Source organism: Pseudomonas yangonensis (genome assembly GCF_009932725.1).
Classification (GTDB): Bacteria; Pseudomonadota; Gammaproteobacteria; order Pseudomonadales; family Pseudomonadaceae; genus Aquipseudomonas; species Aquipseudomonas yangonensis.
In genome coordinates, this window is the sequence record NZ_BLJU01000027.1 from 126699 (window position 1) to 139419 (window position 12721).

A 12721-nucleotide genomic window follows, 5' to 3' on the forward strand; every position below is an offset into this window, starting at 1 on the left:
TCGAGGAGAACTGCAGATGCACAGCATCGAGCAGGTGGTTAATTTTCTGAGCAAATACAAACTGCGCCTGGCGACCGCCGAGTCCTGCACGGCCGGCCTGATCAGTTCACTGGTGGCGGACGTTCCCGGCAGCGGCCAGGTGCTCGACTGCGCATTCGTGACCTATTCGCCGCAGGCCAAGCAACGCTGCCTTGGCGTCAACCCGGAGACGATCGAGCGCTTTGGCCTTACCAGCGAAGAGGTCGCGCGGGAAATGGCGCTCGGCGCCCTGCAGCGCAGCGATGCCGATATCGTGCTGGCCAACACCGGGCTGGCGGAAGCGGAAGGGGATATGGATGGCGTGCAGTGCATTGCCTGTGCAATCCGTCTCGACCAGCACCAGGGCATTGTCAGTGAAACGGTGCAGTTCAGCGGTTCTCGCAATGAAGTGCGCGAAGAGGCGGCGCGCTATGCCTTGATGCAACTGTCCTACTACTACGAACGCCTGCGCCAGGTCTGATCGCCAACCCTGCCGGACCGCATAAGCGGCCCGGCAGGTGAGCGATCACTCTTCCGGCAACTGACCGTTGATCTGCTCGGCACGCTGCAGATGCTGCTCAAGCTTGGGCAGGGTTTCGCGCGCGAAGGCGGCGATTTCCTCGTCGTCGGCATTCACGCCACGACGAAACAGCTCGATGGTTTCGCGGTGGGCGACCACCTGGTTGTTCATGTAAGCCTTGTCGAAACTCGCCTCACCGCGCATTTTCAACACCATGGCCTTGGCCTGGTTGAGCAGTTCGGCGTCGTCAGATACTTCCATATCCTTGCTCTTGGCCAGATCGGCCAGTTTTTGATTCGCCTGACGGTGATCGTCGATCATCATCTGAGCGAAGCCCTTGACCGTTTCGTTCTGCGATTTTTCCAAAGCCAGCTTGGCCGTTTCGATCTCGGCGACGCCCTTCGCCGAAGCCTCCTCGACGAACTCTTCGCTGCTGATCGACTCAGCCTGATTGGCAGCCTGCAGGCTGGTGATGGTGCAAACGGCGAAGGCGGCAGCGGCCAACAGGGCCATTGGTTTCAATAGGTGCATGTTCGATCCTCCAGGGTGGGTGTTCACAGGGGTAGAAGGGCCTGGCGCCGACGAAGTTCAGGACAAATTTGCTTCAGCGAAACCGCCTCACCACAAGCGAAACGGTCGAAAGCCACTGCCTGCATAAGAAAATTCAAGTCGAACGGAACAGCCACCGCTTGCCTCAAAAATTACCCGTGGCGACGTGTCGTCGCCTGCGTGGCCGCCATGCCTGGCATGGCCACCGACAACCAAGCGCGCGGTCCTATGCGTGCCTCCAACAGCCGGGAGTAGCCGATGAGCAAGCAACCGAAAACCGCCGGACCCAGCCAGATGGCCGGCAGCGATACGCTCGACAGAAGCAATAGCAACACCAAGCTCGAGCAACTCGAGCGATTCCGCGAGGACGCCACCGGAGAGGCGCTGACCACCAATACCGGCACGCGTATCGCCGATAACCAGAACAGCCTGCGCGCGGGTGAACGTGGACCGACGCTGATGGAAGATTTCATCATGCGCGAGAAGATCACCCACTTCGATCATGAACGCATTCCCGAACGCGTGGTGCATGCGCGCGGATCGGCAGCCCATGGCTACTTCGAAGTCACCGATCCGGCAACCGATCTGACGTGCGCCGACTTCCTCAGCGAAGCCGGCAAGCGCACGCCGGTGTTCGTGCGCTTTTCCACCGTGCAGGGGCCGCGGGGTTCGGCCGATACGGTGCGTGACGTACGCGGCTTTGCCGTGAAGTTCTATACCGATGAAGGCAACTTCGACCTGGTGGGCAACAACATGCCGGTGTTCTTCATCCAGGACGCGATCAAGTTTCCGGACTTCGTTCACGCGGTCAAACCCGAGCCTCACAACGAGATTCCCACCGGCGCATCGGCCCACGACACCTTCTGGGATTTCGTCTCGCTGACGCCGGAGTCCGCGCACATGGTGCTCTGGACCATGTCCGACCGCGCCATTCCCATCGCCTATCGCTCGATGCAGGGTTTTGGCGTGCACAGCTTTCGTCTGGTCAACGCCGAAGGCCAGAGCAAACTGGTGAAGTTTCACTGGCGGCCCAAGGCCGGCGTCTGCTCGCTGGTGTGGGACGAGGCGCAGAAACTCGCCGGCAAGGACCCGGATTTTCACCGCCGCGGCCTGTGGGAAGACATCGAACGCGGCCTCTATCCGGAATGGGAACTGGGCCTGCAGGTGATGAACGAGGAGGACGCGCAAAGCTTCGGCTTCGATCTGCTCGATCCGACCAAGCTGGTACCCGAAGAGCTGGTGCCGGTGCGCGTGGTCGGGCGCATGGTGCTCAATCGCAACCCGGATAACTTCTTCGCCGAAACCGAGCAGGCGGCGTTTCACGTTGGCCATGTGGTGCCGGGCATCGACTTCAGTAACGACCCACTGCTGCAGGGCCGTCTGTTCTCCTATACCGACACCCAGCTGCTGCGTCTTGGCGGCCCCAACTTCAACGAAATCCCGATCAACCGGCCGCTGTGTCCATTCCACAACAACCAGCGCGACGCACCGCACCGCCAGCAGATCAATCGGGGTCGTGCGTCCTACGAGCCGAACTCGATCGACGGCAACTGGCCGCGCGAGACGCCTCCTGCGCCAAGCGGGGGCGGTTACAGCTCCTATCCCGAGCCGGTTCACGGCACCAAGATCCGCGTGCGCTCGCCGAGCTTTGCCGACCACTTCTCCCAGGCCACGCTGTTCTGGCGCAGCATGAGCGAGGCCGAACAACAGCACATCGTCGACGCCTACAGCTTCGAACTGTCGAAAGTCGAGCGCCTGTACATCCGCGAGCGCCAGGTGAAGGAAATCCTCGCCCACATCGACCCGCTGCTGGCGTTGCGCGTCGCGCAGAACCTGGGCATCGATCTGGACAGTACCTCGACGCCGACGTTGGAAGGCAAGCCGCAGGTTTCGCCGGCGCTCAGCCAGATGAACCTGCTGCCTGGCGATATTCGCGGACGTCGCGTCGCAGTTCTGCTGACGCCCGGCTGCAAGGCCGACGAAGTCGCCAGCCTGAAGAAGATGCTCGAAGGGGCCGGCGCCGTGGCCAAGCTGCTGGGGCCTTCGGCTGCGGCCTTGAAGGACTCCGACGGTCAGCCCATGCAGCCTGATGGCAGCTTCGCTTCGGAACCGTCGATCACCGTCGATGCGGTGTTCGTGCCGGGTGGCGAATACGTGCTCAAGACCCTGCAGGACGATGGCGTCGCCAAGCATTACCTGCTGGAGGCCTACAAGCACCTCAAGCCCATCGCGCTCAGCGGGGATTCCGCTCAGCTGGCGGCGATGCTGGGCCTGGACGAGGATGACGGCATGCTTTGCGGCGATAGTTTCGATCCGCTGTACATGCGCTTCGAGACGGCGCTCAAGCAACATCGGATCTGGGCGCGGGAGATGCGCGCCAAGAGTATCCCTGCTTGAGCCGACGCCCGGCTAGCGCGCTTTCGGAGCGTGCTGCCGGGTACTCTTTTCGCGCCGGGCCTTGGTCGATGGGTACAGCGGTACCGGTGCATCGAGCTGCGAGCCCGGGTCTTCGTTACCTGGGTCGTCCAGTAGCGCTTCGCTGGAACGCGCCACTGGCGCTTTATTGGGTGCGTCCGGCTTTTGCCTGTTCATGATCAATCTGCCTCCAGCAAGGGATCTTCTGCGCATACCTGGCAGGTTCGCGCACACTCCTGGCAGTGCTGACTGGCGTGCCGAGGGCATTCCTCCGCGCAGGCCAGGCAGGCCACCCGGCACAACTGGCTGGCCACCGACGCATAGGGGCTGTTGCGCAGCATCAGTGTTGCTGTCAGGCGGCACAGGTCGGCGCAATCACGACATAACTCGATGCAGCGATAATGACCGGCGTCCCCTTCGTTAAGACAGGCCGATGCACATTGCTCACATGCATTGGCGCAGCTGCTGTAGGCAGTAATGTGGTCCAAATAATTGTACTGCTCTGTCATATTGTTACCCACCCGTATAAATACTGCACAAATATTGGGTCGCGCCAATAAAAACGCGACTTCAACTTACGCTCCTCAGCATGCGACATAACCTTCTCTTTCTTGGGAAGAAATAACGCGCTTATCTGATCCTTGCCTATGAATTCAGCAGAGCAATTAACAGCGCCGCTGTAACGAAGGCGTAAATCACTGAGCAGTCATGACATGCCAATTGCAGATCGAGCCTATGCATGTCGACAACCACTGCGACCATTTCGCTCAAACAATTGGATACGTGAAGCTATAAGGGGGCAGGATGAAGGCTGGAAATACCAGCCGAGGGTCGCCAGGCGACTAGAAGGAGTGATTGGTTCTGATCACTTCGATCATCATGTTTTGGGGTCTATCGCCGCTGCGGTCATCCAGAGTCTCGCCACGAGCGTTCATGCAGGTGAGAATCGAGCGGGTGAACTGAAAGGCCGGATCAGGCATGGCACTCACCGAATTGTTATCGCAGCTCTCGCAACTCGGACCGCTGAGCATTTCGCTACGCACCTGATAGCAGTTCGAATCAATCTCCTGCAGCGAGCGCGGTGCGGCATGGGCGCCGGGCTGTGGCTGGGACGACATCCCTGCCAGCCCAGACGGCTGTAAGGGTTGCCAGACCAGCAGGACTACCAGGCAGGTGGAGCCTGCGATATAGGGCCATTCATACATCAGCTGATGCCGATAGGGCATGTGCCTTCTGATTCGTCCCATCAGATCTTCGGGCGTGTTCCGAGTCGTTGCTGAATCCTTGCATCTGGGCACGTGCGTATCCTCAATCTTTCGTGAGCTTTCTCATGGCCCACAAACGGGAGGTGCGCGTGCGGAAAATCGGCTCGCGCGAGTAGGTTGGCAATTGCATGGCGTTACAATGCTTGACCGCTTCGGTTATCGATTCGCCATCTTCCTCCAGCGTCATATCGAGATGAATCAGCCGGATCACCTCCTGGGTGGGGCAGGTCCCATCGAGAACGCGAACGAGCTGTCGTTCATTATGTGCGACGGTAAGCACGATGCTGCCGTCCGGCCTTGGCGTCATATCAACTTCATAATTGGATAACGCCGATCTAATGCTTTCCAAGTCGTGTTTCATGAGTATCTCCTTAGTGGCACTCATGAACATAGCGATGAATCTAGCGCATACCAACAGTTGGGACGATTGGTAAAAAATAAATTCAAAGTGACAGCATTTACCAAAATTATACGCCTGGCGCCGCTTGCGACTTTCATTCGAGACGAAAGACATCCATATGAATTTCCGTTCCAATTTTTCGTTTGGCCACAGCGTGTTGCGCGGCGTAATAAAATATTGGATTGGCTGTGACGAAAAAAATAACCTGAACCAAATGTGAACCATGTGTTCGCCGAGCGCTTACGACAACCGCTGAACTTGGATGAAACTTGTACAAAACGTTAGCACGCCCGAAACATGCGCTAATGGGAGTTAAGGGGGTTTCTCGCACTGTTGCCATCGAACGCTGCGCTGACAGGCGCCAACAGGTCCGGATCAGCTGCAGGCTGCGTCCGAGCATCGGCGGGGCCATTTATCAGTCAGGGTGCTGAGCGTTGTCCTGCATCCATCCCGGTTACCGAAGCACACCCTTGCGACAACTCCGGAAAAGACCGTCAGCCGAGCGGCACGGCACTCAAGACGACTGAATGTTTCCACTCAGCTGCATGGCCATATGGGCAGCAGCAAGGAGGAAAGGGGTCACAGGCATGGCGGCAGGGTGAGGATCGGCAAGGCGACGAAGACGGTGGCGATGGCACCGATCAGGTTGATACCGGCTGCGAGACGGGCGACGAAACGCTCGGATTGGCTCGCATGGTCTTGTCTGGCGGCGCGCTGAAACAGGCGCGCCAGCATGAGCAGCGCAATCGCGGTAAGCAGGCTGAGCAGGGCAAGCAGCCCGTTCAGCCAGGTCCACTGGCCCTGTGCAGGCTCCGGCGGCAGCAGCGCGCAGCCCACCGATAGACCGCCGTAGATCATGACGAACCAGATACTCCAGAGTACCAGCCCGAGTGGGATGTGGACCGGGTTGTAAGGGCTGCGTAGTGGTTGCATCACGCACCTCCGAAGGTGGACGGGAACAGCACCACGCTGCCATAGGTGATCCATATCACCGCCAAGTTGTATTGCCAGAGCTGCTGCACCACCAGCGGCTCGTAAGGGGTGCGTTTGCATACATAGCCGTAACGCACGCGCAGCGCCTGCAAGGCGCTGAGGATGGCCGCCAGCACGCCATGCACCAGGCTGTAGCCGAGCATGACGGTGATCACCGCATCGTGTGCGGTAGCACGTGGCGCCAGTTCGCCAGCCAGCAAAGCCCAGAGCAGCAGCCCGGCGTGCAGTGCGCCGAGTAGCGCCACGCCGGCAAAGCAGGTGAGCAGCGCGCGCGGTTCGCCCTGGCCCTGACGCAGGCGGCGCAGCACCGGCCGCTGCCAGAACACGGCGGCGCTCAGCAGTATCGCGCTGGCCAGGAGCAGGCGCTGATCGATCACCGGGTCGTCCGGCACCAGCCAGTTCGGCGACACGGTCCACAGATAGAACCAGCCGAACAACAGCGACAGATAAAGGGCACCATTGGCCAGCAGGGTCACGCCCATGCCCCAAAGTCCCGGTCCGTCACAGGTACGTGAGTGCAGCGGGGGTTCACCAGGCTGCACACGGGCATCCGGCGCCGCCAGCGGATGCGCGCCGTTCTCCCAGCTCCAGCGCAGCAGCACCGCCACGGCGATGATGCAGGCCGCCAACGCAACCCAGTAGAACTTGCTCAGCAATCCCAGGCACATGATCGCGATGAATGCCGAGGCCGCGAAGGGCAGCCAGCTGTTGCCGGGCAAATGGACGATTTCGCGAACCTTGCCGGTCAGCGGTTCGACGCCCCAGGTTTCGCGCCGACCATGGTCGATCACGGTCAGGGCGAACTCGCCTCTGTCGATGCGCTCCCCCAGATCGGGCTGGTCCCACATCGGGTGGCGGGTAGGCACCGGCGGCAGGCTGACGAAGTTGTAGGCGCTGGGCGGCAGGTGCGTGCTCCACTCCAGGGTGTCCGCGTTCCACGGGTTGTTGGACGCCTTCTGGCCGAAGCGAAAGTGCAGGACGATATCCAGCAGCACCGTGGCGATGCCGATGGACATGATGAAGCTGCCGACTGAGGAGATCAGGTTGGGCAAGTCCCAGCCCAGGCCGGACTGGTAGGTGTAAATGCGCCGCGGCATGCCCATCAGCCCTGTCCAGTGCATGATCAGGAAAGTCAGGTTGAAGCCGATGAACACCAGCCAGAAACCCCACTTGCCGAGGCGCAGCGACGGCATGCGCCCGGAAAAGTGCGGCAGCCAGTAATAGATGCCGGCCAGCAACGGAAAGAACATGCCACCGACCAGCACGTAGTGCATGTGCGCCACAACGAAGTGGGTGTCGTGTACCTGCCAGTCGAAGGGCACCAGGGCCAGCATCACGCCGGTCAGGCCGCCGCAAACGAAGATCACCAGAAATCCTACCAGCCACAGCATCGGCACGTGGTACAGCGGCCTGCCGACCCACAGCGTGGCGATCCAGGCGAACACCTGGATGCCGGTCGGGATCGCCACCAGCATGCTCGCGGCTGAAAAGAACACCTGCGCCAACTGCGGGATGCCCACGGTGAACATGTGATGCACCCACAGGCCGAAACTGATGAACCCGGTGGTCAGGACCGACAGCACCACCCAGCGATAGCCCACCAGCGGCCGTTGGCAGAACACCGGCAGCAGGGTCGAGACGATGCCCGCCGCCGGCAGGAAGATGATGTACACCTCGGGATGACCGAACAGCCAGAACAGATGCTGCCAGAGAATCGGGTCGCCACCGCGCGCCACCTCGAAGAACGGCATGCCGACGGCGCGCTCCAGCTCCAGGAGGATGCTGCCGAGGATCAGCGGCGGGAAACCGACCACGATCATCATGGCCATGACCAGAATGTACCAGGCGTAGATCGGCATCTTGTTCAGGGCCATGCCTTCGGCGCGGGTACGCAGGATCGACACCACCAGCTCGACGCCGGCCGACACGGCGGATATTTCCACGAAGGTGATGCCGATCAGCCAGAAATCCGAATTCGGCCCCGGCGTGTGTACCGCGCTGGACAGCGGCGTATACATGAACCAGCCGGCTTTGGGCGCTATGCCCAACAGCAGGCTGGCACACAGGATCAGCCCGCCGAACAGGTAGCACCAATAACCCAGCGCCGACAGGCGCGGGAACACCAGGTCACGTGCGCCGAGCATTTTCGGAATCAGGTAGACCGCCAGGCCCTCCATCATCGGCACCGCGAAGAGGAACATCATCACCGTGCCATGCATGGTGAACACCTGGTTGTAGACGTCCGGTTCCAGGAACTGATAGCCGGGTATCGCCAGCTGCGTGCGTACCAGCATCGCCAGCAGGCCGCCGAACAGGAAGAAGCCCAGCCCGGTGAGCATGAAGCGAATGCCGACGGTGGTGTGATTGACGATGGTCAGCGACTTCCAGCCGCGCGGGTTACCCCAGACATCGTTGAACTGATCGTGCAGTTGCTCGGGGTCGGCAACGCCCTGGTTGCTTGGTTTGCTCACGGGTTCAGGGTCTCCAGCCAGTCGGCGATGGCACTGAGGTGGTCAGGGTCGAGATCGTCGTGCAACGGCATGGCGTTGCCGGGTTTGAGCCGCTGGTGCTCCTGCAGCCAGCGCAACAGCGCGCCCGACTCGTTGTTCAGTACGCCGGCGCCGAGCATCGAGCGTGCGCCGATATCGCTCAGATCCGGAGCACGATTGCCATCGCTGACGCCCGCCACACGGTGGCATTGACCACAGCGCGCGGCGAAGGCTTCGCCGGCAGGGCCGGGCAGGGCGCTGGCCTGCCAGTCGCTGCGGGTCTGCAGCCAGCTGGCGAAGTCCTCATCTTCATGGGCCTGCACGTCGAGGATCATGTGGGTGTGCTGGGTGCCGCAGAATTCCGAGCACTGCCCGCGAAAGGTGCCGGGACGGTCGGCCTGCAGGCGGATACGGTTGTGCCGGCCGGGAATCATGTCGATCTTGCCGCCCAGACGCGGCACCCAGAACGAGTGGATGACATCGGCGCTGGTGACATCGAGGTCCACCGGGCGATCGACCGGCAGGTGCAGCTGGTTGGCGGTGACCACGCCGCTGTCCGGGTAGCGCACTTCCCACCACCATTGATGGCCGATCACTTCGATGCGCAAGGGCTGCTCGCCGCTCAGCGGCAAGGGCAGCATACGCTGGCCAATGGGAATGCCGAACACGAGCAGCGCCACGATGCTCAGGGTCGGCAGCAACAGGCCGCCGCCGATCAGCCAGCGCAACGTCAGTTGACGTGCCCGTGCGGCGTCCACCTGCGGGCCGGTGCGGCGCATGGCATGCACCCACAACGCCGTCACTACGATCAGTACCAGGGTGGCGAAAGCGCACATCGCCCACCACAGGATGGCCACCTCGCGCGCGATCGGACCGGCGGGGTCGAGTGCCGATTGCGGCCCCTGACAGGCAACGAGAAACGGAACTGCCAGCGTCAGCGTGGTCAACTTGAAACAGGGCGTCAGCCAATGACGCTCCCGTTTCACCTCATCATTCACCTGTTCAGGGAGGCCGGGATGGCCGAAATAAAGGAAGTTATCGTCAGTCGCGCCGCCATCGCCGGGCATCCGTTGCATCCGATGATGATCCACTTTCCGGTGGCCGCACTGCTGGGCCTGGTGGCGACCGATGTTGCTTATCTGCTGCTGGCCGATCCGTTCTGGGCACGGGCCAGTCTCTGGCTGGCGGGCGTGGGCGCCTTCGGTGGCTGGGTTGCGAGCATGGCCGGACTGGTCGATCTGCTTACCGTCGGCAGTATCCGCCGCAAGATCACCGCCTGGTGCCACGCCATCATCGCCGTGATGATGCTGTCGCTGGCATCGCTGAACTGGCTGCTGCGCTATGCCGGCCCGGAGCAGGGCATGGAGCGCTGGGGTTTGTACTTGTCGCTGCTGACCGCTGCCCTGATCGGTCTGGCGGCTTATCTGGGCGGGCGCCTGGTGTATGAACACGGCGTCGGTGTGGATACACGCTGAACGACTCACCCCCTGCTTGCCGGCCACTGGTGGATAGGGGGAGAGGGGCAGGGCATGCATGTTCTCGAATACTCCGTGGTCAGAAAGGTTTGGCCAGCACCAGCCACAGCGTGGCGCTGATCAGCGCGACCAGCAGCAGGCCGATCAACAGGCAATCGCGGCGCAGCGCAGGGTCGGTGACGCGTTCGATTCGCAGAATCAGCACGCCGCACAAGGCATGGCACAGCACCATGCCGGCGACGGTGCTGAGTTTGACGATCAGCCAGGCATCGAAGATCGACTCACGCAGGAACAGCGCCGTGCCCGAGCCGATGGCCAGCAGCGCAGCTGGCGTGGCGATCAGGTTGAAAATGGTGCGGGTAAGGTGGGCGTGGTCGCGGTAGAACAGATCGTCGCTGCTGCGCGTGCCTGCGGCGATCATCGCGGGCAGGTACAGCAGCGCGCCGCACCATCCGATCAGCGCCATGAAATGCAGCAGTTTGAGCAGTGGCATCGATGCTTTCCCGTGCGTCCGTTCGTTTCGAGCACATGGCCCTGGAGGGGCAGGCCACGACTGTGTGACTGCCTGACGGTGTCTGAGTTCGGCCGCTCTCCTGAACGAGCCGCGATCGTCCCCCTGAAGGAAAAGAAGGAACCGCCGCAAGGAGAAGGAGGGAGACGCTGCGGCGGCCCGGGGGAAGCAGAGATGCTCGTTCGTCGTGGCGCTAGTGCGCCGGCCAGGCCGAGGTGCGAAGCCCGGCACGCCTCCCTTGAAACAAACAGAGTTGCAGCACCTCGCTTGCGTTCAAGCTTTTTTGCCTGAATTGTGCAGGGCGCCACGGATCATGACGGGCAGAAAAATTGAAACCCAGGGTTTAGTTTTCACTCACTTCAAGAGACGACATCGCAAAGGTGCTTCATGGCAGAGGAGAACATCATGAGAACTCACGTCGTGCACTTCACCGCACCGATCAACTCCTACACCTGTGGCCAGTTGATCGACAAATGCAGCCAGGCCATCCATCAGGGCGCCGATGAGCTGGTTCTGAAGATCGCCACCATGGGCGGGGAGTGCAGCTACGGCTTCTCCCTCTACAACTTCCTCATCTCGCTGCCGGTACCGGTCAAGACGCATAACCTCGGCACCGTGGAATCGATGGGCAACATCATCTTTCTCGCAGGGGAAACCCGCACTGCCTGCCCGCACAGCAAGTTCCTGTTCCACCCCTTTCACTGGACGGTCAACGGCGCGGTGGACCATGCGCGCATGTCCGAATACGCGATGAGCCTGGACTATGACCTGCAGCTCTACGCCGACATCGTCGCCGAGCGCACGGCGGGAGCCGAGGCGCCCCTGGACGTGCTGCAGTGCCTGATGTCCGCGCCGCGCATTCTCAACGTCGAAGAGGCGTTGGCTGCCGGCGTGATCCACCGCGAAGACTGCCTGGGCATGCCGGCCGAGTCGGTGAACTGGTGCGTGCATACCTGAGCGCCATTCAGACGACCGCTTGGAATTTTCCCTGAACGATCAGCGAAGCCTGAGCGTCGGAATCCATGTACGCCCCGTCAGGGGACATACCACCAAGCAATGGCCGTTTAGCCGGCCCGGAGGCGACTTATGGATCTCACAGACGATCGCAAAGACCTGGTACGCACCCTCAACAAGCTGATCGAAACCTGCAAGGACGGTGAGGAGGGCTTCAAGGTCTGCGCCGAAGACGTCAAACGACCGGACATGAAGCAGCTCTTCTCGCAGCGTTCGCGGCAGTGCGCCGAAGCGGCTGCAGAGCTGCAGCGTACCGTCCTCGAACTGGGCGGTGAGCCCGAGGACAGCACCAGCATGGGCGCCGACCTGCACCGCCGCTGGGTCGACCTGAAATCGCTGATCACCGGCAAGGATGAAGAGGCGATCCTCAACGAAGCCGAGCGTGGCGAGGACGTGGCCAAGGAGCGCTACAGCGAAGCCCTGACTCAGAATCTGCCGCCGCAAATCCGCACCCTGGTGGAGCGCCAGTATCAGGGCGTACTGCGCAATCACGACGAGGTCAGAGCCATGCGTGACGTGGTCCGCGCCAAGAGCTGATCTCGCTATCTGCCGGGTGTCGCGCATCACCGCGCGCACCCGGCTGGTTCATTTTCGTAAGTGTCAGCAAGCGTAGGAGGCGCAACGCATGCCGACCTTGGACAAGACCATCACCCAGCTCAACCACCTTCTGATGACCAGCCACGACGCCAGCCTGAGCTATGGGCGCCTTGCAGGCGGCACTCGCACGTCCGAGCAGCAGCGACTGCTCAGCGAACGAGCGCAGCAGTGCGCGCTGCTGATGGACTGCCTGCATGACCAGATTCTCACCTACGGCGGCATTCCGGCTGAGCGTCCAAGTGTGCCGGGCGTGCTTCGTCATGCCTGGAACCGCTTTATCGCTGCGCTACACAGACCCGAGCGCGGCCGGGCTCGCTTGCGCGCTGCACTGCGCACCGAAAAACAGATTCGTCACGGTTTCGAGCAACTATTGGCCGAAGAGCTGTCACCGCAGTTTCGTCAGCAGTTGCAGGAGCACAACAGCCGCAGCATCGAATTCGAAAGACTGATCCGCGCGCGGCTCTAGGTTACTGAC

Annotated in this window: 15 protein-coding genes; 6 read left to right on the plus strand and 9 right to left on the minus strand. The window is 61.5% G+C overall.

Features of this window, described 5'->3' with window-relative positions; translation table 11 throughout:
• Positions 1-16 precede the first annotated feature (16 nt).
• The gene (locus GYB81_RS22510) at positions 17-499 is read left to right on the plus strand and encodes a CinA family protein (RefSeq protein ID WP_161866875.1); all 483 of its coding nucleotides are present in this window, start codon (positions 17-19) and stop codon (positions 497-499) included.
• A 45-nt stretch (positions 500-544) separates the two neighbouring features.
• Here GYB81_RS22510 and GYB81_RS22515 read toward each other — a convergent pair whose 3' ends face one another.
• Positions 545-1069: a DUF4142 domain-containing protein gene (locus GYB81_RS22515; protein WP_161866876.1), complete on the minus strand. Its 525-nt coding sequence runs from the start codon at positions 1067-1069 to the stop codon at positions 545-547.
• Positions 1070-1345: 276 nt separating this feature from the next.
• Here GYB81_RS22515 and katE point away from each other — a divergent pair, with 276 nt between their 5' ends.
• A complete protein-coding gene (gene katE / locus GYB81_RS22520) occupies positions 1346-3484 on the plus strand; it encodes a catalase HPII (protein ID WP_161866877.1) in 2139 nt (712 codons plus the stop codon).
• Positions 3485-3496: 12 nt separating this feature from the next.
• On the opposite strand, the gene GYB81_RS22525 is transcribed toward katE, so the two are convergent.
• The 7 genes from GYB81_RS22525 to coxB form a co-directional block, all read right to left on the minus strand.
• On the minus strand, positions 3497-3679 hold the full coding sequence (locus GYB81_RS22525) for a hypothetical protein (protein WP_161866878.1): 183 nt from the start codon (positions 3677-3679) through the stop codon (positions 3497-3499).
• Positions 3680-3681: 2 nt separating this feature from the next.
• Positions 3682-4011, minus strand: a complete 330-nt coding sequence (locus tag GYB81_RS24805; protein ID WP_161866879.1) for a four-helix bundle copper-binding protein — start codon at positions 4009-4011, stop codon at positions 3682-3684.
• A gap of 333 nt (positions 4012-4344) precedes the next feature.
• Positions 4345-4749, minus strand: a complete 405-nt coding sequence (locus GYB81_RS22535; protein ID WP_233787654.1) for a hypothetical protein — start codon at positions 4747-4749, stop codon at positions 4345-4347.
• Positions 4750-4810: 61 nt separating this feature from the next.
• On the minus strand, positions 4811-5128 hold the full coding sequence (locus GYB81_RS22540; protein ID WP_161866880.1) for a hypothetical protein: 318 nt from the start codon (positions 5126-5128) through the stop codon (positions 4811-4813).
• Positions 5129-5746: 618 nt separating this feature from the next.
• Positions 5747-6100: a hypothetical protein gene (locus tag GYB81_RS22545; RefSeq protein ID WP_161866881.1), complete on the minus strand. Its 354-nt coding sequence runs from the start codon at positions 6098-6100 to the stop codon at positions 5747-5749.
• Complete coding sequence (ctaD, locus tag GYB81_RS22550) at positions 6100-8631, minus strand: cytochrome c oxidase subunit I (RefSeq protein ID WP_161866882.1); 2532 nt, start codon at positions 8629-8631, stop codon at positions 6100-6102. Before ctaD ends, GYB81_RS22545 begins: the two co-directional genes overlap by 1 nt.
• On the minus strand, positions 8628-9518 hold the full coding sequence (gene coxB / locus GYB81_RS22555; RefSeq protein WP_161866909.1) for a cytochrome c oxidase subunit II: 891 nt from the start codon (positions 9516-9518) through the stop codon (positions 8628-8630). Before coxB ends, ctaD begins: the two co-directional genes overlap by 4 nt.
• A gap of 147 nt (positions 9519-9665) precedes the next feature.
• Between coxB and GYB81_RS22560 the strand changes: the two genes are divergently transcribed.
• Positions 9666-10124: a DUF2231 domain-containing protein gene (locus GYB81_RS22560; protein WP_161866883.1), complete on the plus strand. Its 459-nt coding sequence runs from the start codon at positions 9666-9668 to the stop codon at positions 10122-10124.
• A gap of 79 nt (positions 10125-10203) precedes the next feature.
• Here the strand turns inward: GYB81_RS22560 and GYB81_RS22565 are convergent, their stop codons facing one another.
• A complete protein-coding gene (locus GYB81_RS22565) occupies positions 10204-10617 on the minus strand; it encodes a CopD family protein (RefSeq protein ID WP_161866884.1) in 414 nt (137 codons plus the stop codon).
• Between the two features lie 405 nt (positions 10618-11022).
• On the opposite strand from GYB81_RS22565, the gene GYB81_RS22570 reads away from it, so the two are divergent.
• From GYB81_RS22570 to GYB81_RS22580, 3 genes are all read left to right on the plus strand, one after another.
• Positions 11023-11592 carry an ATP-dependent Clp protease proteolytic subunit gene (locus GYB81_RS22570; RefSeq protein ID WP_161866885.1) on the plus strand — a complete coding sequence of 190 codons (570 nt, stop codon included), beginning with the start codon at positions 11023-11025 and terminating at the stop codon, positions 11590-11592.
• Between the two features lie 129 nt (positions 11593-11721).
• Positions 11722-12186 (plus strand): ferritin-like domain-containing protein, encoded by a 465-nt coding sequence (locus tag GYB81_RS22575; protein ID WP_161866886.1) that lies wholly within the window; start codon positions 11722-11724, stop codon positions 12184-12186.
• Positions 12187-12274: 88 nt separating this feature from the next.
• Positions 12275-12712 (plus strand): DUF2383 domain-containing protein, encoded by a 438-nt coding sequence (locus tag GYB81_RS22580; protein ID WP_161866887.1) that lies wholly within the window; start codon positions 12275-12277, stop codon positions 12710-12712.
• Positions 12713-12721: the final 9 nt, after the last annotated feature.